We start from the raw sequence: 24,923 nt of genomic DNA, 5'->3' as shown, positions 1-24,923 counted from the left end.
CATGGACAAGCATGACGAGTCAGTGACGGATCTGATCCGCGCCCGGGATGTCCGTGGTTTCGAGTCCTGGGCACTGCCCAGCTTCGATCCGCCGAAACCGGAACCCGAGCCGGAACCGGAGCCCGAACCGCCGGAAATGGAAGAAGTGCCGCTGGAGGAAGTCCAGCCACTGACCCTGGAAGAACTCGAAAGCATCCGTCAGGAGGCTTACAACGAGGGCTTTGGCATCGGCGAGAAAGAAGGTTTTCACAGCGCTACGCTCAAGGTGCGTCAGGAAGCCGAAGTCGCGCTGGCGGCAAAACTGGCCAGCCTCGAGCAACTGATGACGCACTTGTTCGAGCCGATTGCCGAGCAGGACACACAGATCGAAAAGTCGCTGGTCGACCTCGTGCAGCACATCACCAAACAGGTGATCAAGCGCGAACTGGCCATCGATTCCAGCCAGATCGAACACGTCATGCGTGACGCCATCAAGCTGTTGCCGCTGGGTGTGGACAACGTGCGTCTGTACGTCAATCCGCAGGACTTCGAGCAGGCCAAGGCCCTGCGCGAGCGTCACGAGGAATCCTGGCGGATCGTCGAGGATGAATCGCTGATGCCCGGTGGTTGCCGGGTTGAAACCGCGCACAGCCGCATCGACGCGAGCATTGAAACCCGCATCACTCAGGTCATGGACAAGCTGTTCGACCAGTTGCACGAACAGGTTTTGCACCCGGCCGCGCCGGATCTGAGTCTGGACTTGCCGCAAGAACCGAAATCCGCCGCCACCCCTGACGAGCCGCTCGCGGACGCCCCCGATGCGCCTTGAACGCACCAGCTTCGCCAAGCGTCTGAGCAGTTATGCCGAGGCCGTCGAGATTGCCGGTGCGCCGATTCTCGAAGGCCGCCTGCTGCGCATGGTCGGCCTGACCCTCGAAGCCGAAGGCCTGCGCGCCGCCATGGGCACGCGCTGCCTGGTGATCAACGACGACAGCTATCACCCGTCCCAGGTGGAAGCGGAAGTCATGGGTTTTTCCGGCAGCAAAGTATTTCTGATGCCGGTCGGCAGCGTCGCCGGCATCGCCCCGGGCGCCCGCGTGGTGCCACTGGCCGAAACCGGTCGGCTGCCGATGGGCATGAGCATGCTCGGTCGCGTGCTCGACGGCGCCGGACGTGCGCTGGACGGCAAGGGCGGGATGAAAGCCGAAGACTGGGTGCCGATGGACGGCCCGACGATCAACCCGCTCAACCGCGACCCGATCCACGTCCCGCTGGACGTGGGCATCCGTTGCATCAACGGCCTGCTCACGGTCGGGCGCGGTCAGCGTCTGGGCCTGTTCGCCGGTACCGGTGTCGGTAAATCGGTGCTGCTGGGCATGATGACTCGCTTCACCGAGGCCGACATCATCGTCGTCGGCCTGATCGGTGAGCGGGGTCGTGAAGTTAAAGAGTTCATCGAGCACATTCTCGGTGAAGAAGGCCTCAAGCGTTCGGTGGTGGTGGCCTCGCCGGCGGACGATGCGCCGTTGATGCGTTTGCGCGCGGCCATGTACTGCACGCGGATTGCCGAGTATTTCCGCGACAAGGGCAAGAACGTCCTGTTGCTCATGGATTCGCTGACCCGTTTTGCCCAGGCTCAGCGGGAAATCGCCCTGGCCATTGGCGAGCCGCCAGCGACCAAGGGTTACCCGCCGTCGGTGTTCGCCAAGCTGCCGAAACTGGTGGAGCGCGCCGGTAATGCGGAGAAGGGCGGGGGTTCGATCACCGCGTTCTACACCGTGTTGTCCGAGGGTGATGACCAGCAGGATCCGATTGCCGACTCGGCACGGGGCGTGCTCGACGGCCACATCGTGTTGTCCCGGCGTCTGGCCGAGGAAGGTCATTATCCGGCCATCGATATCGAAGCCTCGATCAGCCGGGTGATGCCGGCCGTGGTTTCGGCGGAGCACATGCAGCGTGCGCAGTACTTCAAGCAACTGTGGTCGCGCTATCAGCAGAGCCGCGATCTGATCAGCGTCGGTGCCTATGTGGCCGGTGGCGATCGCGAGACCGATCTGGCGATCTCGCTGCAGCCGCAACTGACCCGCTACCAGCGCCAGGGGCTGAACGACAAGATCAACATGGGCGAAAGCCAGGCTTATCTGGAAACCCTGTTCGCGCCTGCGGCAGGCGGGTAACCGGCCATGGCCGTGAGTCGCGCCGCACGCCTGGCGCCAGTGGTGGAAATGGCCGAGCAGGCCGAAAAAACTGCCGTGCAGCGTTTGGGTTACTTCCAGGGCCAGGTCAAAGTCGCCGAAAGCAAACTCGCCGACCTCGACGCCTTTCGTCTGGATTATCAGGAACAGTGGATCGTGCGTGGCAGCGACGGGGTTTCCGGGCAATGGCTGCTGGGTTATCACGGTTTTCTGGCGCAGCTGGACACGGCCATCGACCAGCAGCGCCAGAGTCTGGTCTGGCACCAGAACAACCTGATCAAGGCGCGGGACGCCTGGCAACAGGCGTTCGCCAAGGTCGAGGGCCTGCGCAAGCTGGTGCAGCGCTATCGCGAAGAGGCGCAACGCCTCGAAGACAAGCGCGAACAGAAGCTGCTTGATGAACTGTCGCAGCGTTTACCGCGGCAGAATCCGTTCTAAAACAAGATCAAGAGATCGCAGCCTTCGGCAGCTCCTACAGGGGATCGGTGTAGGAGCTGCCGAAGGCTGCGATCTCTTGATCTGGCTTCTAACCTTGCTGCAACCCTGTGCAAGTGCTAAACCTTGTACACGTTCGTCAATGACAAGGAAGCCAGTCAATGTCAGTCGTTACAGAAGTCTCTCCGGATGGTCAAAAGCTGACGATTTCGGTCAAGGGGCGGTTCGATTTTGGTCGCCATCAGGAGTTTCGCGAGTCCTATGAGCAGCTTAAACCGACGCCCGACTCCATCGTGGTCGACCTGAAAGACGCCACCTATCTCGACAGCTCCGCGCTGGGCATGTTGCTCCTGCTGCGCGATCACGCCGGCGGTGACAATTCGGACGTGCGGGTGGTCAACAGCAACTCCGACGTGCGCAAGATCCTCGCCATCTCCAACTTCGACAAGCTCTTCGACATCAGTTGACGGCCATGCAGGCGCAAGAGCCGCTGACGATCCTGATCGCCGAAGACAGCGCCGCCGATCGGCTGCTGTTGTCGACCATCGTCCGCCGGCAGGGGCATGAGGTGCTGACGGCGGCCAATGGCGCCGAAGCGCTGGAGGTGTTCCTGCGTCAGCCGCCGCATCTGGTGCTGATGGACGCGATGATGCCGGTGATGGACGGCTTCGAAGCGGCGCGGCAGATCAAGGCGCTGGCGGGGGAAACCCTGGTGCCGATCATCTTCCTGACCTCGCTGACCGAAAGCGAAGCGCTGGCTCGCTGCCTTGAGGCCGGTGGTGACGACTTTCTGGCGAAGCCCTACAACCAGGTGATCCTCGCCGCCAAAATCAAGGCAATGGATCGCTTGCGCCGTCTGCAGGCCACGGTGCTGCAACAGCGCGACCTGATCGCCAGACATCACGATTACCTGCTCAACGAACAGCGCGTGGCCAAAGCGGTGTTCGACAAGGTCGCGCACTCGGGTTGCCTCAGTGCGCCGAACATTCGTTACCTGCAATCGCCCTATGCTTTGTTCAACGGTGATCTGCTGCTGGCGGCATACACCCCGGCCGGCGACATGCATGTGCTGCTCGGCGATTTTACCGGTCACGGCTTGCCGGCGGCGGTGGGCGCGATGCCGCTGGCCGAAGTGTTCTACGGCATGACCGCCAAGGGCTACGGCCTGGCCGAGACCCTGCGCGAGATGAACGCCAAGCTCAAGCGCATCCTGCCAGTGGACATGTTCTGCTGCGCGACCATGCTCTGCCTGAGTTTTCAGCGCCGTTCGGTGGAGGTATGGAACGGCGGCATGCCCGACGGTTATCTGCACCGGATTGCCACGGGCGAGCGCGTACCGCTGCCGGCGCGGCATTTGCCGCTGGGAGTGCTCAGCCCGCAAGCGTTTGATGACCGCACGCAAGTGCAGACCCTGGCCGTGGGTGACCGGGTGTTCCTGCTGTCGGACGGGGTGATCGACACCACTGACGCCGATGACCGGTTGTTCGGTGTCGAGCGTTTGCAGCAACTGTTTGCCGCCAACCATGAGCCGGACAACCTGTTTGCCGAGATCGAGCAGGCCTTGCACGAATTTCGCGGCGAGCCCCGTGACGATGTGAGCATGGTCGAGATCAGCCTGCTGGAGGCCGCGCAGGTGGTGCCGTCGGCGCCGGTCTATTCCGACAGCGGCCAATCGTGTCCGCTGGACTGGTCGGTGAGCTTCGAGTTTCGCGGCGCCACACTCAAGCGCTTCAATCCCTTGCCTTACCTCCTGCAATTGTTGCTGGAAGTGCATGGGTTGCGCAGCCAGAGCGGCGCGATCTACAGCGTGCTTGCCGAGCTGTACTCCAACGCGCTGGAGCACGGGGTGCTGGGCCTGGATTCCAGTCTCAAGCGCGATGCAGCGGGATTCGCCCGCTACTACGAACAGCGCAACGAGCGGCTGGAGGCGTTGCAGGACGGTTACGTGCGCGTGCATCTGCAGGTGCGGCCGCAAGGGGCGGGTGGCTGTCTGGTCATCCGCGTCGAGGACAGCGGCAAGGGTTTTGACGTGGCGCGGGTGATGGGGCGACCGCTTGATGGTGTCCGTCTGTCGGGGCGTGGCGTCAGTTTGGTCCGGCAATTGGGGCATAACGCCAGTTGGTCGGACGAAGGTCGCAGTGCTTGCGTGGAGTTTTTCTGGGAGGTTAAGGCATAATTCACGAATTCTTGATCAAGGAGTGAACAAGTGGCTGATACACATATTGATCGCGAGGCGCTGAGCGTACTGCGCGAAGTGATGGAGGAGGGCTATCCGGAGCTTCTGGATACCTTTCTGGCAGATTCCGAAAGTCGCTTGCATCAGTTGCAAGAGACCGCCGATGCCGAGCAGTTGTCCGGGGTTGCGCATAGCTTCAAGGGTAGCGCCAGCAACATGGGCGCTGTTCGACTGGCGAAGCTCTGTCAGGAGCTTGAGGCAGGCGCCAAAAACAGTAGTCCGGCGGAAATCGTCAAACTGGTGGCCGATATCGGTAGCGAATTTGCCGAAGTGCGTCCGGTCTACGAAGACGAACGCCAGCACGCACTGACTCATTAAATCCTGCCGTCCGGCGCTTTTCTCAGGCGCCGGACAAATCTGGCCCGACACTTGCAATAATCCCCTTCAACTGTACCTACGATTCCAGTGCAGCGGAGACCGTGTCATGCCTGCGACCCCCAATGTTCTTCTTCAATCTGCCGCCCAGGCCAAGGCGCAAGCCGCGGCTGCCAAAACCTCGGCAGTGGCCGCAGATGCTGGGGACAAGGCCTCAAGCTTCGCTCAGGTGTTTGCCGATCAAGGCCCGAAAAAGACCCTCGCCAGCACTGACACCGCAACGAAGTCGGCAGGCGACAAGGTCGCCGATAGCAGCGATAAAAAGGATGTCGGCAAGTCGCAGTCTGCCGCCGCACAACCGACCGTTGCCGATAGCGGCAATGCTTTGCCTGCCGACAAGACAGCCTCGACCGCATCCAATGATCAGGCCGCCAGCGATGAAGCTGCCGCGGACACAACGCAGACTCCAGTGGCTGACACCACGCCGGTTGATCCGACGCTGGATCCGGCCCTGGCGCAAACCGTACAACCGCTGGTGACGACGCCCGTGGTGCCAGCCCCGGTCGCTGAAACACCTGCGCCAACGCCGGCCAAAATCGACACACCGGTTGTGGCCGCTACCATGGCGTCGGCGGTGGTCAAAGACCCGGCGGCATCCACCGACAGTGATTTCGACCCCGCGGCCGATCCTCTCGACTCGCTGCCAGCGGTGCGCATGGCAATGGAGCAGGGCGGGCATATTTCCGCCGCCAGCCAGTCCCAGCCTAAAGCCGCGCCAGCCCAGACTCAGGCCGACGGTGAATTGACTTCGGCGCAGACCTTTGCCGCCGGCATGGCCAGCATGCTCGACGTGCAGGCCGACAAGGACAGCACCAGCCAGAATGGCGAGAAAGCCTTCAGCGGCCTGATCGACGATGGCCTGAAAGATCTCAAGTCCGCCACCAGCGACACCCGGGTTGATGATTTCGCCAACCGTCTGGCGGCGCTGACCCAGGCGGCCACCCCGAAGACCGCGAATGCAGTGCCGGTGAATCAACCGATCGCCATGCACCAGAGCGGCTGGACCGAAGAGATCGTCAACCGCGTCATGTACCTGTCGAGCGCGAACCTGAAGGCCGCGGATATTCAATTGCAGCCGGCGGAGCTCGGGCGTCTGGATATCCGGGTGAACATGGTCCCGGACCAGCAGACCCAAGTGACGTTCATGAGCGCGCATCCAAGTGTGCGTGAAGCCCTCGACGGCCAGATGCATCGTCTGCGCGACATGTTCACTCAGCAGGGCATGGGCCAGGTCGACGTCAACGTCTCCGACCAGAGCCGTGGCTGGCAAGGTCAGCAGGGCCAAGAGCAGGCGCAGCAGGGCCATAGCGGTCGCACCAGTGCCGCTGGCGGGCGTCTGGATTCGGCCGATGAAGAATTGGCGCCAGCGGCTGTTGCTGAAGCTGCTGCTCAAGCGACCAGCGTGATCGGCAGCAGCGCGGTCGACTATTACGCCTGACGATTGCGGCGACACTAAAAGATCGCAGCCTTCGGCAGCTCCTACAGGGTGTACACCTTCCAATGCAGGAGCTGCCGAAGGCTGCGATCTTTTGCTTTTGGCTCTCGGCGATTTCTTGCAGGTCCTTCCTCCGACACTTCTGGCATAACACTTGCTCTTGCCTTGCCGTGCGACTGTGAAAACCCGATTAGTGACGGATTATTGGCATGGCGAAGAGCGAAGCAGCAGCTGTAAAAGACCCCGCGACCAAAGGCAAACTCAAGATGATCATCCTGATCGTGGTGGCTCTGCTGCTGGCGATCGGTGTGTCCGTGGGCGCGACCTGGTACTTCATGCACAGTGCTCAGAGCAAGCCTGCCGCAGCGGCCGAGAGCGCGCCGGTCGGCAAGCAGCCGGCGATTTTCGAGCCGATGGCGCCGGCGTTTGTCGCCAACTACAACCAGAACGGCCGTCAGCGCTACATGCAGGTGAGCATCACCATGCTGGCGCGTAACCAGGCCGATCTGGAGGCGCTCAAAGTGCACATGCCGGTGATCCGCAACAACCTGGTGATGCTCTTCTCCGGTCAGGACTTCGCCACACTGGCGACTCCGGTCGGCCAAGAGATGTTGCGCCAGAAGGCCACAGCCAGCGTCCAGGAAGTGGCGCAGAAAGAGCTGGGCAAAGTGGTGATCGAACAGTTGCTTTTCACTAATTTCGTACTGCAGTAGGAACACGACATGGCCGTGCAGGATCTGCTGTCCCAGGATGAAATCGACGCGCTGTTGCATGGCGTCGACGATGGTCTGGTACAGACCGATAACGCTGCCGAACCCGGCAGTGTCAAAAGCTACGACCTGACCAGCCAGGATCGCATCGTCCGCGGACGCATGCCGACTCTGGAAATGATCAACGAGCGTTTTGCCCGTTACACCCGCATCAGCATGTTCAACATGCTGCGCCGCTCGGCGGACGTTGCCGTCGGTGGCGTGCAGGTGATGAAGTTCGGCGAATACGTGCACTCGCTGTACGTGCCGACCAGCCTCAACCTGGTCAAGATCAAGCCGTTGCGCGGCACCGCGCTGTTCATCCTCGACGCCAAACTGGTGTTCAAACTGGTGGACAACTTCTTCGGCGGCGACGGCCGTCACGCCAAGATCGAAGGGCGTGAATTCACCCCGACCGAGTTGCGTGTGGTGCGCATGGTGCTGGAGCAGGCCTTCGTCGATTTGAAGGAAGCCTGGCAGGCGATCATGGAAGTCAACTTCGAGTACATCAACTCGGAAGTTAACCCGGCCATGGCCAACATCGTCGGCCCGAGCGAAGCGATTGTGGTCTCCACCTTCCACATCGAACTCGATGGCGGTGGCGGTGACCTGCACGTGACCATGCCGTACTCGATGATCGAGCCGGTGCGCGAAATGCTCGACGCCGGTTTCCAGTCGGACCTCGACGATCAGGACGAGCGCTGGGTCAATGCCCTGCGTCAGGACGTGCTCGATGTCGACGTGCCAATCGGTGCCACCGTGGCCCGCCGCCAGTTGAAGCTGCGCGACATCCTGCACATGCAGCCGGGGGATGTGATCCCGGTCGAGATGCCAGAAGACATGATCATGCGCGCCAACGGCGTACCGGCCTTCAAGGTCAAGATGGGCTCGCACAAAGGCAACCTCGCGTTGCAAGTGATCGAGCCGATCGAGCGTCGCTGAAGCGGCGCTCTCACCCCCACGCATTTAACTGAATTGTTGCCCGCCGAGGACAAATGATGAACGACGAAATGAACGCCCAGGACGATCAGGCACTGGCCGACGAATGGGCTGCGGCCCTGGAAGAGACCGGTGATGGCAGCCAGGCCGACATCGATGCGCTGCTGGCCGCCGACGCTGGCGCCGCAAGCTCCAACCGTCTGCCGATGGAAGAGTTCGGCAGTGTGCCGAAGAACAACGATCCGGTGACCCTGGACGGTCCGAACCTGGACGTGATCCTCGACATTCCGGTATCGATTTCGATGGAAGTGGGCAGCACCGACATCAACATTCGCAACCTGCTGCAACTGAACCAGGGCTCGGTGATCGAGCTGGATCGTCTGGCCGGTGAGCCGCTGGACGTGCTGGTCAACGGCACGCTGATTGCGCACGGCGAAGTGGTGGTGGTCAACGAGAAGTTCGGCATCCGCCTGACCGACGTGATCAGCCCAAGCGAACGCATCAAGAAGCTGCGCTGAGTGAAACGGTTTCTCTGGGCATTGCTGGCGCTGCCACTGAGTGTGCTGGCCGCTGAACCGGCCGCTACGTCTGCCGCTGCGACTGCTGCGACTGCTGCGCCGGCGATCGGCAGTGGTGTGGCCGGGCAACTGACGCAACTGGTATTCGGGTTGTTGCTGGTGCTGGGCTTGATCTTCTTCCTCGCCTGGCTGTTGCGCCGGGTGCAGCAGGCGGGGCCGGCGGGCAAGGGCCAGGTGATTGAGCTGATCGGTTCGCGCGCGCTCGGCCCTCGTGACCGGTTGATGCTGGTGCAGGTCGGCAACGAGCAGATTCTGCTCGGCCTCAGCCCCGGCACCATCACTGCGCTGCATGTGCTCAAGGAGCCGGTGCAGGTGCCGAGCACCAGCGAAAAAGCGACCCCGGAATTTGCCCAGCATCTGCTGAAGATTCTCGGCAAGGATCAGAAGGATAAGAAGTAATGGGTGCGCTACGCATCGTCTTGACGCTGGCCCTGATGCTGGCCGCGCCGCTGGCGTTCGCCGCCGATCCGTTGTCGATCCCGGCGATCACGCTGGGCACCAACGCCGACGGCGCGCAGGAGTATTCGGTCAGTCTGCAGATCCTGCTGATCATGACCGCCCTGAGCTTCATTCCGGCGGCCGTGATTCTGATGACCAGTTTCACCCGGATCATCATCGTCTTCTCGATCCTGCGTCAGGCCCTGGGCCTGCAGCAGACGCCGTCGAACCAGATCCTCACCGGCATGGCGCTGTTCCTGACCATGTTCATCATGGCGCCGGTGTTCGATCGGGTGAACAACGATGCGCTGCAGCCCTACCTCGCGGAAAAACTCACTGCGCAGCAAGCGGTGGAGAAGGCGCAAGTGCCGATCAAGGACTTCATGCTCGCCCAGACGCGCACCAGTGATCTGGAGCTGTTCATGCGCCTGTCCAAGCGCACCGACATCGCTACCCCGGATCAGGCGCCGCTGACTATTCTGGTGCCGGCGTTCGTCACCTCCGAGCTCAAGACGGCGTTCCAGATCGGCTTCATGATCTTCATTCCATTCCTGATCATCGACCTGGTCGTGGCCAGCGTGCTGATGGCGATGGGTATGATGATGCTGTCGCCGCTGATCATTTCGTTGCCGTTCAAGATCATGCTGTTCGTGCTGGTGGATGGCTGGGCGCTGATCATCGGCACTCTGGCCAGTAGCTTCGGGGGTGTTTCGCCATGACGCCGGAAGTGGCGGTCGATATCTTTCGTGAAGCGTTGTGGCTGACCACGATGATGGTCGCCATCCTCGTGGTGCCGAGCCTGTTGGTCGGCCTGCTGGTGGCGATGTTCCAGGCCGCGACACAGATCAACGAACAGACCCTGAGCTTCCTGCCGCGTCTGCTGGTGATGCTGGTGACCCTGATCGTTGCCGGCCCGTGGCTGGTGCAGACGTTCATGGAGTACATCATCCAGCTCTACAAAAACATCCCGATGGTCATCGGCTGAGCCATGCAATCGCTGCTTCAGCTGACCGACACCCAGATCAGTAGCTGGGTGGCCTCGTTCATGTTGCCGCTGTTTCGCGTCGCCTCGATGCTGATGGTCATGCCGGTGTTCGGCACCACGCTGGTGTCGCGCCGGATACGCCTGTATTTCGCCGTGGCGATCACCGTGTGTATTGCCCCGGGCCTGCCGCCAATGCCGGCGGTCAGTCCGCTGGATCTCAGCGGCTTGTTGCTGATCGCCGAGCAGATTCTGGTCGGTGCGGTGCTGGGGTTTTCCCTGCAACTGTTCTTCCAGGCCTTTGCCGTGGCCGGGCAGATTGTCGCGATTCAGATGGGCATGGGCTTCGCCTCGATGGTCGACCCGGCCAACGGTGTCTCGGTGGCGGTGATCGGCCAGTTCTTCACCATGCTGGTGACCTTGCTGTTCCTGTCGATGAACGGCCACTTGGTGGTCTTCGAAGTGCTCACCGAGAGCTTCACCACGCTGCCGGTCGGTGGCGGGTTGATGACGGCGCAGTATTGGGAGCTGGCCGGCAAACTCGGCTGGGTGCTGGGGGCGGCGCTGTTGCTGGTGTTGCCGGCGGTTACCGCGCTGCTGGTGGTCAACATCGCGTTCGGCGTGATGACCCGCGCTGCGCCACAACTGAACATCTTCTCCATCGGTTTTCCGCTGACCCTGGTCCTTGGTCTGTTCATCGTCTGGGTCGGTCTGGCGGACATTCTCAATCAGTATCAACCGCTGGCCTCCGAGGCCTTGCAGTTGCTACGCGAACTGGCACGGGCGCGCTGAGGCATGGCTGAGAGCGAAAGCGGTCAGGACAAAACAGAAGACCCCACGGAGAAACGCAAAAAGGACTCCCGTGAGAAGGGTGAGATTGCCCGTTCCAAAGAGCTCAACACTCTGGCGGTGATGCTTGCCGGTGCCGGTGGCTTGCTGATATTCGGCGGCATGCTGGCGCAGGAACTGATGGACCTGATGCGGCTGAACTTCTCGCTGTCGCGGGAGGTGATCATGGACGAGAAATCCATGGGCACCTTCCTGCTGGTGTCGGGCAAGATCGCGCTGGTGGCGATTCAGCCGGTCATGATCACCCTGCTGCTGGCCGCTCTGATCGGGCCGATTTCCCTTGGTGGCTGGCTGTTCGCGGCGGGCTCCATGGCGCCGAAATTCAGCCGGATGAACCCGGGCGCCGGCCTCAAACGCATGTTCTCGATGAAGGCGGTGATCGAGTTGGTCAAGGCGCTGGCCAAGTTTCTTATCACGCTGTTTGTAGCGCTGATGGTGTTGTCGGCAGACATCGATGACTTCCTGCGCATTGCCCACGAGCCGCTTGAGCAGGCGATCATTCACAGCGTGACATTGGTCGGCTGGAGTTCGCTGTGGCTGGCCTGCGGCCTGATCATCATCGCTGCCGTCGATGTGCCGGTGCAGCTCTGGGAAAGCCACAAGAAACTGCTGATGACCAAGCAGGAAGTGCGCGACGAGCACAAGGATCAGGAGGGCCGGCCAGAGGTCAAGCAACGCATCCGCCAGACTCAACGCGAGATGTCGCAGCGGCGGATGATGGCGGCGATTCCCGACGCCGACGTGGTCATCACCAACCCGACCCACTACGCCGTCGCGCTCAAGTACGACGCGGAGAAGGGCGGGGCGCCGGTGCTGCTGGCCAAGGGCAGCGACTTCCTGGCGCTGAAGATCCGCGAAATCGCTGTCGCCAACAACGTCATGCTCCTCGAATCGCCGGGGCTGGCGCGTTCGATCTATTACTCCACCGAACTGGAGCAGGAAATCCCCGGCGGCCTGTATCTGGCCGTCGCCCAGGTACTGGCCTACGTCTACCAGATCCGCCAGTACCGCGCCGGCAAGGGCAAGCGTCCGGATCCGCTCAAGGATGATCTGCCGATCCCGCCGGATTTGCGCCGCGATTCTTGATGGGGCCGTTCATCTGAAATGCTTGTTTACCTGTCAGTTCTGTCAGTAGACGTCAATCGTCGAACGCGGTGACATGAGGGGCGGGCATATCCGCTCTCAGGGAGGCACGGTGATGCAAGAAGAACGTAGCTATCGAAAACTCGAAGGCATGGCTCTGGATTTTGTTTCAGGACGGTTGCAGAAGAATGAGTCGGAGCGGGCCCTCGGTTACAGCGTGACCTTCGACATGGATCTGGACTTCACCCACTTTGTGCATATGACAAACGTTCACTCTCCGGACTTTTTGAACAGTCCGGTCAATGCCATTCGGCCAGAACTGGATGGTCTTGCTTACCACTACTCCTACAACTACCTGTTTGATGCCGCTGGCAACATTCACGACAACGCGGCGCTGTTCAAACTCTTCACGCCGCCCAATTACTACATGGATCAATGGGCTGAAGGCGCTGCTCTCGATGTGCGCTACGTAAAACCAGTATTCGAAGTGCAAGGGAACACGTTGCGCATCACGGCGCGGCGGGATTTCCGGTTGCCGGGCGGAACGGAGCAGATCGAAATCAGTCACCTGCCGCTCATGCAATTTCGCTGGGCGCTCAACCTGCTGGAAAATCACGAAAAATTTCCTGGAGATATCGCCGCGCCGGCCACCAAGGTCGTGTTCATGTACATGGATGAAGACCTGGTTGAGGTGGATGGCGAGCAACTGTATCGGGGGACTCGATACATTCACGGCAATCAGCTGCTATTTGGCGACATCGTCGCCAAGCAGGTGCTGACGGCGTAGTTGGCCGTGTTTCAAGCAAAAAGATCGCAGCCTTCGGCGGCGCCTGCGCCGAGTGATGAAGTCGCTGCTGCCGGCTGCGATCTTTTGATCTTTCTAACCCGCGAGAATGGGGGGCGAACTCAAACCGGCAACCTCCGGAACACTCCCGATCCCTGCTCGCAAAGCGGCAAGAATTGACTACGAAAAACTCAGCGGGTTTTCACCGCGCCAGTGTCAGCCTGGCAACTCCAGATTATCCAACACTCGATTCACCGCCAGCTCCCCGAGCATGATCAATTGCGCGATACCCAGCAGCGTCCTGCGCTGTGATGCGGGTATGAGGTGGGCGAAGTCATCGGCGATGGTTCTGGCTGAAGCAAGTGTTTCGCAGGCGTTGGCCAATAGCTCCTCGTTTTTGAAGTCGGCGGTAACGGCATACATCCTGCGGGTTCTACGCGGCGGTGGAGTGGATCCGGGCGGGCAGAGGTAATGGTCGAGCGCACGGTCGGCGGCATCGTGGAGCTTTTTTGAATCGAGGGATTCGTAGGGGGAGGTGGCGTCGGTTTCGGGCGGGTTTGGCGTTGGTTTGATCAAGGTGAAGCTCCTAGAGTCGACGGAGCCGCCACATTTCGCTGCGATACGAAAGGAGGGTGGCAGCTATACGCGGGTCGCAGACCGGGACTCTAGAACCGGCAGACCCAAAGGTCTCCCACGTACAGCCGCCATAAAAAAGCGAGTGTTGTGCGTCCAGAGATCGACGGGCTGCGAGACCCGATCGCTGATTCGTCAGCGACCGATCCACAATAGAACCCGACCCCATGGCGCACAAGCCGGCGGATTCTGGCGTAGCTGTAGGCAATGGCGCAAGGATGTGTAGCCCGCAAGACGTGTCTTGAGGTGTTTTTTAAACACTGAAGTTTAAAGACGCCGCGATTCCTTAATTACGCAAAACCAAAAGATCGCAGCCTTCGGCAGCTCCTACAGGGATCGGTGTAGGAGCTGCCGCAGGCTGCGATCTTTTTTGTCTGCGTAAAAGTTGGAAGGCTTCTTGCAGTAGCCGCCGTGAGCCCGCTCTGGGCGTCAAAAGTTTGCTTTAAAGGAACGGGGAAAACCGGTGGATCGCTCTCAGTTATTCAACACTGCTCGCTCGAATGTTGCCGACCTCAGTCGAGGCAATCTGGGCGTGCCGTTGTTGCTGCTGGTCATGCTGGCGATGATGATGTTGCCGGTGCCGCCGTTCCTGCTGGACGTGTTCTTCACTTTCAACATCGCCCTGTCGATTGTCGTATTGCTGGTCTGCGTGTACGCACTGCGACCGCTGGATTTTGCGGTGTTCCCGACGATCCTGCTGGTGGCGACGCTGCTGCGGCTGGCGTTGAACGTGGCGTCGACGCGGGTGGTGATGCTCCACGGTCAGGACGGCCACGCCGCTGCCGGTAAGGTGATCCAGGCCTTCGGTGAGGTGGTGATCGGCGGTAACTACGTGGTCGGTATCGTGGTCTTCGCGATTCTGATGATCATCAACTTCGTCGTGGTGACCAAGGGTGCCGGGCGGATTTCCGAGGTGAGCGCGCGCTTCACCCTCGACGCGATGCCCGGCAAACAAATGGCGATCGACGCCGACCTCAACGCCGGCCTGATCGATCAGAACCAGGCCAAGGCCCGGCGTTCCGAAGTCGCTCAGGAAGCCGAGTTCTACGGTTCGATGGACGGTGCCAGCAAGTTCGTGCGTGGTGATGCCATTGCCGGCCTGCTGATTCTGTTCATCAACCTCATCGGCGGTATGGCCGTCGGTATCTTCCAGCACAACATGACCTTCGCCGACGCGGGCAAGGTGTACGCCTTGCTGACCATCGGTGACGGTTTGGTGGCGCAATTGCCATCACTGTTGTTATCGACAGCGGCGGCGATCATGGTGACCCGTGCTTCCGGTTCGGAAGACATGGGCAAGCAGATCAACCGGCAGATGTTCGCTTCGCCAAAAGCATTGGCGGTGGCCGCTGGTTTGATGGCGGTCATGGGCCTGGTGCCGGGCATGCCGCACTTCTCGTTTCTGAGCATGGCGGCGCTGGCTGCCGGAGGCGCGTACCTGTTCTGGAAAAAACAGAACGTCGCCAAGGTTCAGGCACTGCAAGAGGTTCAGCGTCAGCAGGAACTGCTGCCGTCGCCGGCCCGCGCCATGGAAACCAAGGAGCTGGGCTGGGATGATGTGACCCCGATCGACATGATCGGCCTGGAAGTCGGCTATCGCCTGATCCCGCTGGTGGATCGCAATCAGGGCGGGCAGCTGCTCGCGCGGATCAAGGGCGTGCGCAAGAAGCTCTCGCAGGATCTGGGCTTCCTGATGCCGACCGTGCACATCCGCGACAACCTCGATCTGGCGCCGAGCGCCTATCGCCTGACCCTGATGGGCGTGATTCTGGCCGAAGCCGAGATCTACCCGGATCGCGAACTGGCGATCAACCCGGGGCAGGTCTATGGCACGCTCAACGGCATTACCGCCAAAGATCCGGCTTTCGGTCTGGAGGCGGTGTGGATCGAAGTCAGCCAGCGCGCCCAGGCCCAGTCGCTTGGTTACACCGTGGTCGATGCCAGCACCGTGGTCGCGACCCACTTGAACCAGATTCTGTACAAGCACTCCAGCGAGCTGATCGGCCACGAAGAAGTGCAGCAACTCATGCAATTGCTGGCCAAAAGCTCGCCGAAACTGGCTGAAGAGCTGGTGCCGGGCGTGGTTTCGCTGTCGCAGTTGCTCAAAGTGCTGCAGGCGCTGCTGGCCGAACACGTACCGGTGCGCGACATCCGCAGCATTGCCGAGGCTATCGCCAACAACGCCGCCAAGAGTCAAGATACCGCCGCCTTGGTGGCTGCGGTGCGCGTCGGCGTATCCCGTGCCATCGTCCAAAGCATTGTAGGCACTGACTCCGAGCTGCCTGTGATCACCCTGGAACCAAGGTTGGAACAAATATTGCTCAATAGTCTGCAGAAGGCAGGACAAGGCTCGGAAGAGGGCGTTCTGCTGGAGCCAAGCATGGCCGAGAAGCTGCAGCGTTCGCTCATCGAAGCGGCGCAGCGCCAGGAGATGCAAGGTCAACCGGTGATCCTGTTGGTAGCAGGCCCGATACGCGCGATGCTCTCGCGTTTCGGCCGCCTCGCAGTCCCAGGGCTGCATGTGCTGGCCTACCAGGAAATTCCGGACAACAAGCAAGTGACCATCGTTGCGACAGTAGGGCCCAACGGCTGAGGTAGTGGTTTATGCAAGTTAAGCGTTTTTTCGCCGCCGATATGCGTCAGGCCATGAAGCTGGTTCGTGATGAGCTGGGCGCTGATGCCGCCATCATCGGCAACCGCCGCATTGCCGGCGGCGTCGAGCTGACGGCGGCGCTGGATTACAAATTGTCGGCGCTGGCGCCACGGGTGCCGAACATGGAACTCGAAGACGAGCTGCGCAAGACCCAGTCGCGCATCGTCACCGCCCAGGCCGAGCTGAGCCTGCGTGGCGAAGCCGACGGCAACACCAATCGCCAGTTGTTCACCGGGCTGCCGTTGACGGCCGGCCTGCCGCTGACCGCGGCCGAGCCGTTGAGCGAACCGACTTACGCTGCGCCAGCGCGTCCGGCCCCGGCACCTGCACAGGCGTCCGGCGGCGTCGATCCGCGTGCGCTGGATTCGATGCGTTTCGAACTCAACAGCCTGCGCGAGCTGATGGAAGTGCAGCTCGGCACCCTGGCCTGGAATCAGTTGCAGGGCAGCCGTCCGGCGCAAGCCAACCTGTATCGCCGTCTGCAACGGATCGGTCTGTCCGGCCCGTTGTCGCGTGACCTGCTGGCGATGATCACCGACATCGAAGAGCCCCGTCAGGCCTGGCGCATGCTGCTCGCGCACCTGGCGCGGATGATTGCCGTACCGGAAGTCGAGCCGCTGGAAGAGGGTGGGGTGATTGCCATGGTCGGCCCGGCCGGCATGGGCAAGACCACCACCCTGGCCAAACTCGCCGCGCGCTACGTGCTCAAGTACGGCGCGCAGAATGTCGCGCTGGTCAGCATGGACAGTTTCCGCATCGGCGCGCAGGAACAACTCAAGACCCTGGGCCGGATTCTCAATGTGCCGGTGACGCACGTTGACCCGGGCCAATCGCTGGTTCAGGCGCTGGACCCGCTGCTGCGCAAACGCGTGGTGCTGATCGATACCGCCGGCCTGCAGGCCAGCGATCCGGCACTGCGCATGCAGCTCGAAAGCCTGGCCGGTCGTGGCATCCGTTCAAAAAATTATCTGGTGTTGGCAACCACCAGCCAGAAACAGGTTCTAACCGCCGCTTATCACAGTTACAAGCGTTGCGGGCTTGCCGGCTGCATCCTGACTAAACTGGATGAAACGGCCAGCCTTGGCGAAGTGTTGAGCCTGGCGATCAGTCATGAATTGCCGGTCGCGTACCTGACCGATGGCCCACGGATTCCGGATGATCTGCATCTGCCGCGCCGTCATCAACTGGTCAGCCGCGCCGTCAGCGTGCAAATGCAGGAAGAACCCAGCGAAGAAGCCATGGCTGACATGTTCGCTGATATCTATCACAGCCCGACCAAGCAGGTTGGCTGAGGTAATGAACAGTTTTTGTACCTACATCGATGGTCTGCCATGCATTGTTCCGGTTGAGAACGCGCAGCCAGTAATGTGGCCTCCGTCTATGCAAGACAAGGTAAAGAAATAACATGGGCAGCATGCATCCCGTACAGGTGATCGCGGTGACCGGCGGCAAAGGTGGCGTCGGCAAGACTAACGTGTCAGTGAACTTGTCTCTGGCGCTGGCAGAGCTTGGCCGTCGGGTCATGCTGCTGGACGCCGACCTGGGGCTGGCGAACGTCGACGTTCTGCTGGGGCTGACCCCCAAACGTACGTTGGCCGACGTGATTGAAGGCCGCTGCGAACTGCGCGACGTGCTGTTGCAGGGTCCCGGCGGGATCCGCATCGTGCCGGCCGCTTCCGGCACCCAGAGCATGGTTCACTTGAGTCCGGCGCAACATGCCGGGCTGATTCAGGCCTTCAGCGACATCGGCGACAACCTCGATGTGCTGGTGATCGATACCGCTGCGGGTATTGGTGACTCGGTAGTCAGTTTTGTGCGCGCCGCGCAGGAAGTGCTGCTGGTGGTCTGCGACGAGCCGACCTCCATCACCGACGCCTACGCGCTGATCAAACTGCTCAACCGCGACTACGGCATGAACCGCTTCCGCGTCCTCGCCAACATGGCGCAGAGCCCGCAGGAAGGGCGCAACCTGTTCGCCAAGTTGACCAAGGTCACGGATCGTTTCCTCGACGTCGCCTTACAATACGTCGGCGCGGTGCCGTACGACGAAAGCGTGCGCAAGGCAGTGCAGAAACAGCGAGCGGTCTATGAAGCCTTTCCGCGTTCCAAGTGCGCGCTGGCGTTCAAGGCGATCGCGCAGAAGGTCGATACCTGGCCGCTGCCTGCCAACCCACGCGGTCATCTTGAGTTTTTCGTCGAGCGCCTCGTGCAGCAAACAGCAGGGCCTGTGTTATGACCGCGAGCGGTATGAATTACTACAAGAAGTCGGCACGTGACGCGCAGTACGAGTTGATCGAGCGTTACGCGCCACTGGTCAAGCGCATTGCCTATCACCTGCTGGCGCGCTTGCCGGCGAGTGTGCAGGTCGAAGATCTGATTCAGGCCGGAATGATCGGCCTGCTTGAAGTCTCGACCAAATATGACGCCAGCAAAGGCGCCAGTTTCGAAACGTACGCGGGCATTCGAATCCGCGGCGCGATGCTCGATGAAGTGCGCAAAGGGGATTGGGCGCCACGCTCGGTTCACCGCAACACCCGTATGGTCAGCGACGCAATTCGCTCAATTGAAGCTAAAACCGGCCGTGATGCTAAAGATCACGAGGTTGCGGCCGAACTCCAATTGAGTCTCGACGATTACTACGGGATTTTGAATGACACGCTGGGCAGCCGGCTGTTCAGTTTCGACGACCTGTTGCAGGACGGCGAACACGAAGGGCTGCACGAGGATGGCGCCAGTGCTCATCTTGAGCCGTCACGCGATCTGGAGGATGAACGCTTCCAGGCCGCGCTGGCGGACGCGATTGCCAATTTGCCGGAGCGTGAGCGACTGGTGTTGGCGCTGTACTACGACGAAGAGCTGAACCTCAAGGAGATCGGTGAAGTCCTTGGCGTCAGTGAATCGCGGGTCAGCCAGTTACACAGCCAGTGCGCGGCCCGCTTGCGGGGGCGTTTGGGGGAGTGGCGAGCGCGCTGAAGGCAGTGTGGGGACACTGCGAACGAGGCTGGTGCGGTGATGAACGGCACCGGTCTTGCTCTGTTGTGCTCCAGACAGTCATCGAGTGCTTTGCCGGATTGATTGAAATGGCGCGTCCAGGTGCTGGGCGCGTTTAAGACTGCTTGGAGGTCGAATTGGACAAGAACATGAAAATCCTCATCGTTGATGACTTCTCAACGATGCGGCGGATCATCAAGAACCTGCTGCGTGATCTGGGGTTCACCAACACCGTCGAGGCCGACGATGGCACCACTGCCATTCCGGTGCTCAACAGCGGAAGCATCGACTTTCTGGTAACGGACTGGAACATGCCGGGCATGACCGGTATCGACCTGCTGCGCCACGTGCGTGCCGATGAAAAACTCAAGCACCTGCCGGTGCTGATGGTGACGGCAGAAGCCAAGCGCGAGCAGATCATCGAGGCCGCTCAGGCCGGCGTGAACGGCTACGTGGTCAAACCTTTCACGGCTCAGGCGCTGAAAGAAAAAATCGAGAAGATTTTCGAACGCATCGGCTGATGAACGCGCGGGGGAGCTATGGAGCATAACGAATCTTCACAGGGCGATTTCGAATCGACCCTGAAAAAACACGCGGTCGAACTGGTCGAGAGCCTTGAAAAAGGCAGGTTCGGCGACGCGGTGCAACTGATCCATGAGCTCAATCAGACCCGTGACCGCGGCCTGTATCAGGAAGTAGGCAAGCTCACACGCGAACTGCACAGTGCGATCGTCAACTTCCAGATCGATCCGCACATGCCGCAGGCCGAGGAAGTGTCGCAAATCACCGACGCCACCGAACGCCTGGGCTATGTGGTCAAGCTGACCGAAGCCGCGGCCAACCGCACCATGGATCTGGTGGAAAGCGCCACCCCGGTGGTCAATGGCCTGGCTGAAGAAGCCCAGGCCCTGAGCACCGATTGGGGCCGCTTCATGCGTCGCGAGGTCGGGGCTGAAGAGTTCCGCGAACTGGCGCGCCGGGTCGACGGCTTTCTTTCGCGCAGCAGCACGGACAACCGTGCGGTGTCGAGCAACCTGAACGACATCCTGCTGGCTCAGGACTACCAGGACCTGACCGGTCAGGTGATCAAGCGCGTGACCCAACTGGTCACCGAAGTCGAAAGCAATTTGCTCAAACTCGTGCTCATGGCCAGTCAGGTGGACCGCTTTGCGGGCATCGAACATGACCGCGCCGCGATGCTTGCAGAAAAAGATCCACAAAAACATCTCTCGCAGGGTGAAGGTCCGCAGATTCATGCCGATAAACGAGAAGACGTTGTGTCCGGTCAGGACGATGTGGACGATTTGCTATCCAGCCTTGGATTTTGAGTTTTAGGTTTTTAGACCTGTAGGAGCACCCCATTAATGAGCTTCGGCGCCGATGAAGAGATCCTTCAGGATTTCCTGGTTGAGGCCGGCGAGATTCTTGAGCAACTGTCCGAACAACTGGTCGAGCTGGAAAGCCGTCCGGATGATGCTGATCTGCTCAACGCAATTTTTCGCGGTTTCCATACTGTAAAAGGGGGCGCCGGCTTCCTTCAGCTCAACGAGCTGGTGGAGTGCTGTCACATCGCCGAAAACGTGTTCGACATCCTGCGCAAGGGTGAGCGTCGCGTTGATGCAGAACTGATGGACGTGGTGCTCGAAGCACTGGACGCAGTGAACAGCATGTTCAGCGAAGTCCGTGAGCGTGCACCGATCACGGCAGCCACCCCGGAACTGCTGGCCGCGCTGGCGCGTCTGGCCGAGCCACAATCGGCCGACGAAGCCCCGGCTTCTCCGGTGGCCGAGATGATCGAAGAGCTGGTCGTCGAAGGCGATTCCGGCGATTCGGGCGACATCACCGATAACGAATTTGAACAGTTGCTGGATTCGCTGAACGCCGCCAAGGCCGAAGCCGAAGCCCCGACCGCTGCTGCACCTGCGCCGGCTGCCGAAGCAGCTGCCGGCGATGAAATCACCGACGCCGAATTTGAGTCGTTGCTCGATCAGTTGCACGGCAAAGGCCAGTTCGCGGCGGACGCCGTTGCACCGACAGCGGCCGCGCCTGCGGCACCGGCGGCGGGCGACAGCTCGGACATCACCGACGACGAATTTGAAGCGCTGCTCGATCAGTTGCACGGCAAGGGCAACTTTGCCGTTGAAGCGCTGGAGTCGGCGATCGCCTCGGCCCCGGCTGCACCTGCCGCTCCGGCGGCCGTGGCTGCCGGCAGCGACCTGATCAGCGATCACGAGTTCGAATCGCTGCTCGACGAACTGCACGGCAAAGGCAAGTTCACCGACGTTGGCGCCGCGACTGCCGGCACCGCTTCGACCGTGGCCGCGCCTGCCGCCAAGGCTGCAGCCGCTCCGGCGGCTGCGCCGAAAGCTGCGCCCAAGCCTGAGCCAAAGGCCGAAACACCGAAGCCAGCGGCTGCACCGGCCCCGGCCCGTGCCGCCGCGGCACCGCCGCCGGAAAAACCGGCCAGCGAAGCCGAGACCACTGTGCGGGTCGACACCGCACGTCTCGACGAAATCATGAACATGGTCGGCGAGCTGGTACTGGTGCGTAACCGTCTGGTGCGCCTGGGTCTTAACAGCGGCGATGAAGCCATGTCCAAGGCCGTGTCGAATCTCGACGTGGTCACGGCTGACTTGCAGACCGCGGTGATGAAGACCCGGATGCAGCCAATCAAGAAGGTCTTCGGGCGCTTCCCGCGTCTGGTTCGCGACCTCGCGCGTCAGCTCAAGAAAGAGATCAACCTGGAACTGGTGGGTGAAGAAACCGACCTCGACAAAAACCTTGTCGAGGCCCTGGCCGACCCGCTGGTCCACTTGGTGCGTAACGCTGTCGACCACGGCATCGAGTCGCCGGAAGAACGCGAAGCCTCGGGCAAGGCCCGTGGCGGTCGTGTGGTGCTGGCGGCCGAGCAGGAAGGCGATCACATCCTGTTGTCGATCTCCGACGACGGCAAGGGCATGGACCCGAACGTCCTGCGTTCGATCGCGGTAAAACGCGGCGTGATGGACAAGGACGCGGCCGATCGCCTGAGCGATACCGAGTGCTACAACCTGATCTTCGCCCCGGGTTTCTCGACCAAGACCGAGATCTCCGACGTGTCCGGTCGCGGTGTCGGCATGGACGTGGTGAAGACCAAGATTTCCCAGCTCAACGGTTCGATCAACATCTACTCGACCAAGGGCCAGGGCTCGAAGATCGTCATCAAGGTGCCGCTGACGCTTGCGATCATGCCGACCCTGATGGTGATGCTCGGCAACCAGGCGTTTGCGTTCCCGTTGGTCAACGTCAACGAAATCTTCCACCTCGACCTGTCGACCACCAACGTGGTGGACGGCCAGGAAGTGGTGATCGTGCGGGACAAGGCGCTGCCATTGTTCTACCTCAAGCGCTGGCTGGTCAGCTCCGCCGCTCACGAAGAGCAGCGCGAAGGCCATGTGGTGATCCTTTCGGTGGGCACCCAGCGGATCGGCTTCGTCGTCGATCAACTGGTCGGTCAGGAAGAAGTGGTCATCAAGCCATTGGGCAAAATGCTGCAGGGCACTCCGGGCATGTCCGGCGCCACCATCACCGGTGACGGCCGCATCGCTCTGATCCTCGATGTTCCAAGCATGCTCAAGCGTTACGCCGCACGGCGTATTTGAATCCGGGGCAGCGGGGCGACGACGTCCCGCTGCGCCTAATGGAGTGTTTATGGCAGTCAAAGTCCTGGTGGTGGACGATTCGGGGTTTTTCCGCCGCCGCGTCTCGGAAATTCTTTCAGCGGATCCGAGCATCCAGGTGGTCGGCACGGCCACCAACGGTAAAGAGGCGATCGATCAGGCCCTGGCCCTCAAGCCGGACGTGATCACCATGGACTACGAGATGCCGATGATGGATGGCATCACGGCGGTGCGGCACATCATGCAGCGCTGTCCGACCCCGGTGTTGATGTTCTCCTCGCTGACCCACGAAGGCGCCCGGGTAACCCTGGATGCGCTGGACGCCGGCGCGGTGGATTTCCTGCCGAAGAATTTCGAAGACATCTCGCGTAACCCGGAGAAGGTCAAGCAACTGCTGTGCGAGAAGGTCCACAGCATCTCGCGCAGCAACCGTCGTTTCAGTGCCTACAGTGCGCCGGCTCCAGCCGCTGCACCGACGCCTGCGTCAACTCCGGCGGCATCGAGCTTCAGCAGCCACAGCAGCAGCGTTCCGACGCGTCCTGCTCCAGCGCCTGCGCATGCTCCAGTTGCCAGCCGCGCACCGGCTGCCAGCGCTTCGTCGCCAGCACCGAAACGCAAGGCCTACAAACTGGTTGCCATCGGTACCTCGACTGGTGGGCCGGTTGCGCTGCAACGGGTGCTGACTCAGTTGCCGGCGAACTTCCCGGCACCGATCGTGCTGATCCAGCACATGCCGGCGGCGTTCACCAAAGCGTTTGCCGAGCGTCTGGACAAGCTGTGCCGCATCAGCGTCAAGGAAGCCGAGGATGGCGACATCCTGCGTCCGGGCCTGGCGCTGCTGGCCCCGGGTGGCAAGCAGATGATGATCGACGGCCGTGGCGCGGTGAAAATCCTGCCGGGCGACGAGCGTCTGAATTACAAGCCGTGCGTGGACATCACCTTCGGTTCCGCCGCCAAGTCCTACGGTGACAAAGTTCTGGCGGTGGTGCTGACCGGCATGGGCGCCGACGGCCGCGAAGGCGCGCGTCTGCTCAAGCAGGGCGGCAGCTCGGTGTGGGCGCAGGACGAAGCAAGCTGCGTGATCTACGGCATGCCGATGGCCATCGTCAAAGCCGATCTGGCTGACGCGGTGTACGGGCTGGACGACATCGGCAAGCACATCGTCGAGGCGTGTATCTGATGGATGTTCTAAGCCTGATCGGGATCATCATGGCGTTCGTCGCCATCATCGGCGGCAACTACCTTGAAGGCGGTCACCTCGGCGCGCTGGCCAACGGCCCGGCGGCGCTGATCGTCCTCGGTGGCACCATCGGTGCAGCGCTGCTGCAATCGCCGATGAGCGCCTTCAAGCGCGCCATGCAGATCCTCACCTGGATCCTGTTCCCGCCACGGGTGGACCTGCCCGGCGGCATCGACCGGGTGGTCAACTGGAGCCTCACCGCCCGCAAGGAAGGCCTGCTCGGGCTGGAAGGCGTGGCGGATGCCGAACCGGACAACTACTCGCGCAAAGGCCTGCAATTGCTGGTCGATGGCGCCGAGCCGGAAGCGATTCGCAGCATCCTCGAAGTGGATTTCTACACCCAGGAAGCCCGCGATATCGAGGCCGCCAAAGTCTTCGAAAGCATGGGCGGCTACGCGCCGACCATCGGTATCATCGGCGCGGTGATGGGCCTGATCCACGTGATGGGCAACCTCGCTGACCCAACACAGCTGGGCAGCGGCATTGCCGTGGCCTTCGTCGCGACCATCTACGGTGTGGCCAGTGCCAACCTGGTCTTGTTGCCAGTGGCGGCCAAGCTCAAGTCAATCGCGTTGCGGCAGTCGCGTTATCGCGAAATGTTGCTGGAAGGTATTTTGTCGATCGCCGAAGGTGAAAACCCTCGCTCTATCGAGCTGAAGCTTCAGGGCTTCATGGATTGATGGGGGTAAT

General features: G+C 61.2%; 26 protein-coding genes. 25 read left to right on the top strand and 1 reads right to left on the bottom strand.

Features of this window, described 5'->3' with window-relative positions:
• The first annotated feature begins 1 nt into the window (after position 1).
• The 16 genes from fliH to NN484_RS19015 all read left to right on the top strand — a co-directional run bounded on the left by fliH (position 2) and on the right by NN484_RS19015 (position 13,060).
• Entirely contained in the window at positions 2-808 is an 807-nt protein-coding gene (fliH, locus tag NN484_RS19090; RefSeq protein ID WP_127651612.1) for a flagellar assembly protein FliH, read from the top strand.
• Entirely contained in the window at positions 798-2,156 is a 1,359-nt protein-coding gene (gene fliI / locus NN484_RS19085; protein ID WP_127651611.1) for a flagellar protein export ATPase FliI, read from the top strand. Before fliH ends, fliI begins: the two co-directional genes overlap by 11 nt.
• Positions 2,157-2,162: 6 nt before the next feature.
• Positions 2,163-2,612, top strand: coding sequence for a flagellar export protein FliJ (fliJ, locus tag NN484_RS19080; protein ID WP_003222878.1), 450 nt, complete (start codon positions 2,163-2,165; stop codon positions 2,610-2,612).
• A 158-nt stretch (positions 2,613-2,770) separates the two neighbouring features.
• Positions 2,771-3,076 (top strand): STAS domain-containing protein, encoded by a 306-nt coding sequence (locus tag NN484_RS19075; RefSeq protein ID WP_127651609.1) that lies wholly within the window; start codon positions 2,771-2,773, stop codon positions 3,074-3,076.
• 5 nt (positions 3,077-3,081) lie between these two features.
• Positions 3,082-4,785 (top strand): ATP-binding SpoIIE family protein phosphatase, encoded by a 1,704-nt coding sequence (locus NN484_RS19070; RefSeq protein ID WP_274657663.1) that lies wholly within the window; start codon positions 3,082-3,084, stop codon positions 4,783-4,785.
• Positions 4,786-4,815: 30 nt separating this feature from the next.
• Positions 4,816-5,163 (top strand): Hpt domain-containing protein, encoded by a 348-nt coding sequence (locus NN484_RS19065; RefSeq protein ID WP_127651607.1) that lies wholly within the window; start codon positions 4,816-4,818, stop codon positions 5,161-5,163.
• A gap of 106 nt (positions 5,164-5,269) precedes the next feature.
• Positions 5,270-6,658: a flagellar hook-length control protein FliK gene (locus NN484_RS19060; RefSeq protein WP_274657662.1), complete on the top strand. Its 1,389-nt coding sequence runs from the start codon at positions 5,270-5,272 to the stop codon at positions 6,656-6,658.
• Positions 6,659-6,864: 206 nt separating this feature from the next.
• The gene (fliL, locus tag NN484_RS19055; RefSeq protein WP_127651605.1) at positions 6,865-7,368 is read left to right on the top strand and encodes a flagellar basal body-associated protein FliL; all 504 of its coding nucleotides are present in this window, start codon (positions 6,865-6,867) and stop codon (positions 7,366-7,368) included.
• 9 nt (positions 7,369-7,377) lie between these two features.
• The gene (gene fliM / locus NN484_RS19050) at positions 7,378-8,346 is read left to right on the top strand and encodes a flagellar motor switch protein FliM (RefSeq protein WP_003222890.1); all 969 of its coding nucleotides are present in this window, start codon (positions 7,378-7,380) and stop codon (positions 8,344-8,346) included.
• Between the two features lie 56 nt (positions 8,347-8,402).
• Entirely contained in the window at positions 8,403-8,861 is a 459-nt protein-coding gene (gene fliN, locus NN484_RS19045) for a flagellar motor switch protein FliN (RefSeq protein ID WP_003222891.1), read from the top strand.
• Positions 8,862-9,320 carry a flagellar biosynthetic protein FliO gene (gene fliO, locus NN484_RS19040; protein ID WP_274657661.1) on the top strand — a complete coding sequence of 153 codons (459 nt, stop codon included), beginning with the start codon at positions 8,862-8,864 and terminating at the stop codon, positions 9,318-9,320. It abuts the gene before it with no gap.
• The gene (fliP, locus tag NN484_RS19035) at positions 9,320-10,078 is read left to right on the top strand and encodes a flagellar type III secretion system pore protein FliP (protein ID WP_003222895.1); all 759 of its coding nucleotides are present in this window, start codon (positions 9,320-9,322) and stop codon (positions 10,076-10,078) included. Before fliO ends, fliP begins: the two co-directional genes overlap by 1 nt.
• The gene (gene fliQ / locus NN484_RS19030) at positions 10,075-10,344 is read left to right on the top strand and encodes a flagellar biosynthesis protein FliQ (RefSeq protein ID WP_003222897.1); all 270 of its coding nucleotides are present in this window, start codon (positions 10,075-10,077) and stop codon (positions 10,342-10,344) included. Before fliP ends, fliQ begins: the two co-directional genes overlap by 4 nt.
• 3 nt (positions 10,345-10,347) lie before the next feature.
• Positions 10,348-11,133 carry a flagellar biosynthetic protein FliR gene (gene fliR, locus NN484_RS19025; protein ID WP_215501669.1) on the top strand — a complete coding sequence of 262 codons (786 nt, stop codon included), beginning with the start codon at positions 10,348-10,350 and terminating at the stop codon, positions 11,131-11,133.
• A 3-nt stretch (positions 11,134-11,136) separates the two neighbouring features.
• A complete protein-coding gene (gene flhB / locus NN484_RS19020) occupies positions 11,137-12,276 on the top strand; it encodes a flagellar biosynthesis protein FlhB (RefSeq protein ID WP_274657660.1) in 1,140 nt (379 codons plus the stop codon).
• Positions 12,277-12,388: 112 nt separating this feature from the next.
• A complete protein-coding gene (locus NN484_RS19015; RefSeq protein WP_274657659.1) occupies positions 12,389-13,060 on the top strand; it encodes a hypothetical protein in 672 nt (223 codons plus the stop codon).
• Positions 13,061-13,273: 213 nt separating this feature from the next.
• On the opposite strand, the gene NN484_RS19010 is transcribed toward NN484_RS19015, so the two are convergent.
• Positions 13,274-13,633 (bottom strand): DUF6124 family protein, encoded by a 360-nt coding sequence (locus tag NN484_RS19010; RefSeq protein WP_274657658.1) that lies wholly within the window; start codon positions 13,631-13,633, stop codon positions 13,274-13,276.
• A 520-nt stretch (positions 13,634-14,153) separates the two neighbouring features.
• Between NN484_RS19010 and flhA the strand changes: the two genes are divergently transcribed.
• From flhA to NN484_RS18965, 9 genes are all read left to right on the top strand, one after another.
• On the top strand, positions 14,154-16,283 hold the full coding sequence (flhA, locus tag NN484_RS19005) for a flagellar biosynthesis protein FlhA (protein WP_098967853.1): 2,130 nt from the start codon (positions 14,154-14,156) through the stop codon (positions 16,281-16,283).
• An 11-nt stretch (positions 16,284-16,294) separates the two neighbouring features.
• Positions 16,295-17,635 (top strand): flagellar biosynthesis GTPase FlhF, encoded by a 1,341-nt coding sequence (gene flhF, locus NN484_RS19000; RefSeq protein ID WP_127651598.1) that lies wholly within the window; start codon positions 16,295-16,297, stop codon positions 17,633-17,635.
• 113 nt (positions 17,636-17,748) lie between these two features.
• Positions 17,749-18,579: a flagellar synthesis regulator FleN gene (gene fleN / locus NN484_RS18995; protein ID WP_003222917.1), complete on the top strand. Its 831-nt coding sequence runs from the start codon at positions 17,749-17,751 to the stop codon at positions 18,577-18,579.
• Positions 18,576-19,316 (top strand): RNA polymerase sigma factor FliA, encoded by a 741-nt coding sequence (gene fliA / locus NN484_RS18990; protein ID WP_007920004.1) that lies wholly within the window; start codon positions 18,576-18,578, stop codon positions 19,314-19,316. The genes fleN and fliA overlap by 4 nt, the downstream gene beginning before the upstream one ends.
• Before the next feature lie 167 nt (positions 19,317-19,483).
• Positions 19,484-19,855, top strand: coding sequence for a chemotaxis response regulator CheY (locus NN484_RS18985; RefSeq protein WP_003183998.1), 372 nt, complete (start codon positions 19,484-19,486; stop codon positions 19,853-19,855).
• 18 nt (positions 19,856-19,873) lie between these two features.
• Positions 19,874-20,662 carry a protein phosphatase CheZ gene (locus NN484_RS18980; protein WP_027613919.1) on the top strand — a complete coding sequence of 263 codons (789 nt, stop codon included), beginning with the start codon at positions 19,874-19,876 and terminating at the stop codon, positions 20,660-20,662.
• A 36-nt stretch (positions 20,663-20,698) separates the two neighbouring features.
• Entirely contained in the window at positions 20,699-22,975 is a 2,277-nt protein-coding gene (locus NN484_RS18975; RefSeq protein WP_215501673.1) for a chemotaxis protein CheA, read from the top strand.
• 49 nt (positions 22,976-23,024) lie between these two features.
• Complete coding sequence (locus NN484_RS18970) at positions 23,025-24,173, top strand: protein-glutamate methylesterase/protein-glutamine glutaminase (RefSeq protein WP_215501674.1); 1,149 nt, start codon at positions 23,025-23,027, stop codon at positions 24,171-24,173.
• A complete protein-coding gene (locus NN484_RS18965) occupies positions 24,173-24,913 on the top strand; it encodes a flagellar motor protein (protein WP_274657657.1) in 741 nt (246 codons plus the stop codon). Before NN484_RS18970 ends, NN484_RS18965 begins: the two co-directional genes overlap by 1 nt.
• Positions 24,914-24,923 lie beyond the last annotated feature (10 nt).

The sequence above is a fragment of the Pseudomonas serboccidentalis genome, assembly GCF_028830055.1.
In the GTDB taxonomy this organism is placed as follows: Bacteria; Pseudomonadota; Gammaproteobacteria; order Pseudomonadales; family Pseudomonadaceae; genus Aquipseudomonas; species Aquipseudomonas serboccidentalis.
This window is presented reverse-complemented; position numbering and strand designations above follow the sequence as displayed.

What these genes read in the sequence shown, in the direction of transcription:
- fliR (WP_215501669.1), top strand. Translation starts at nt 10,348, where the DNA reads ATGCAATCGCTGCTTCAGCTGACCGACACCCAGATCAGTAGCTGGGTG.
- NN484_RS19015 (WP_274657659.1), top strand. Translation starts at nt 12,389, where the DNA reads ATGCAAGAAGAACGTAGCTATCGAAAACTCGAAGGCATGGCTCTGGAT.
- flhB (WP_274657660.1), top strand. Translation starts at nt 11,137, where the DNA reads ATGGCTGAGAGCGAAAGCGGTCAGGACAAAACAGAAGACCCCACGGAG.
- fliN (WP_003222891.1), top strand. Translation starts at nt 8,403, where the DNA reads ATGAACGACGAAATGAACGCCCAGGACGATCAGGCACTGGCCGACGAA.
- fliL (WP_127651605.1), top strand. Translation starts at nt 6,865, where the DNA reads ATGGCGAAGAGCGAAGCAGCAGCTGTAAAAGACCCCGCGACCAAAGGC.
- fliM (WP_003222890.1), top strand. Translation starts at nt 7,378, where the DNA reads ATGGCCGTGCAGGATCTGCTGTCCCAGGATGAAATCGACGCGCTGTTG.
- NN484_RS19070 (WP_274657663.1), top strand. Translation starts at nt 3,082, where the DNA reads ATGCAGGCGCAAGAGCCGCTGACGATCCTGATCGCCGAAGACAGCGCC.
- NN484_RS18985 (WP_003183998.1), top strand. Translation starts at nt 19,484, where the DNA reads ATGAAAATCCTCATCGTTGATGACTTCTCAACGATGCGGCGGATCATC.
- fliQ (WP_003222897.1), top strand. Translation starts at nt 10,075, where the DNA reads ATGACGCCGGAAGTGGCGGTCGATATCTTTCGTGAAGCGTTGTGGCTG.
- NN484_RS18965 (WP_274657657.1), top strand. Translation starts at nt 24,173, where the DNA reads ATGGATGTTCTAAGCCTGATCGGGATCATCATGGCGTTCGTCGCCATC.
- NN484_RS19060 (WP_274657662.1), top strand. Translation starts at nt 5,270, where the DNA reads ATGCCTGCGACCCCCAATGTTCTTCTTCAATCTGCCGCCCAGGCCAAG.
- fliP (WP_003222895.1), top strand. Translation starts at nt 9,320, where the DNA reads ATGGGTGCGCTACGCATCGTCTTGACGCTGGCCCTGATGCTGGCCGCG.
- fliA (WP_007920004.1), top strand. Translation starts at nt 18,576, where the DNA reads ATGACCGCGAGCGGTATGAATTACTACAAGAAGTCGGCACGTGACGCG.
- fliJ (WP_003222878.1), top strand. Translation starts at nt 2,163, where the DNA reads ATGGCCGTGAGTCGCGCCGCACGCCTGGCGCCAGTGGTGGAAATGGCC.
- NN484_RS18970 (WP_215501674.1), top strand. Translation starts at nt 23,025, where the DNA reads ATGGCAGTCAAAGTCCTGGTGGTGGACGATTCGGGGTTTTTCCGCCGC.
- fliH (WP_127651612.1), top strand. Translation starts at nt 2, where the DNA reads ATGGACAAGCATGACGAGTCAGTGACGGATCTGATCCGCGCCCGGGAT.
- fliI (WP_127651611.1), top strand. Translation starts at nt 798, where the DNA reads ATGCGCCTTGAACGCACCAGCTTCGCCAAGCGTCTGAGCAGTTATGCC.
- flhF (WP_127651598.1), top strand. Translation starts at nt 16,295, where the DNA reads ATGCAAGTTAAGCGTTTTTTCGCCGCCGATATGCGTCAGGCCATGAAG.
- NN484_RS18975 (WP_215501673.1), top strand. Translation starts at nt 20,699, where the DNA reads ATGAGCTTCGGCGCCGATGAAGAGATCCTTCAGGATTTCCTGGTTGAG.
- NN484_RS19075 (WP_127651609.1), top strand. Translation starts at nt 2,771, where the DNA reads ATGTCAGTCGTTACAGAAGTCTCTCCGGATGGTCAAAAGCTGACGATT.
- fleN (WP_003222917.1), top strand. Translation starts at nt 17,749, where the DNA reads ATGGGCAGCATGCATCCCGTACAGGTGATCGCGGTGACCGGCGGCAAA.
- NN484_RS18980 (WP_027613919.1), top strand. Translation starts at nt 19,874, where the DNA reads ATGGAGCATAACGAATCTTCACAGGGCGATTTCGAATCGACCCTGAAA.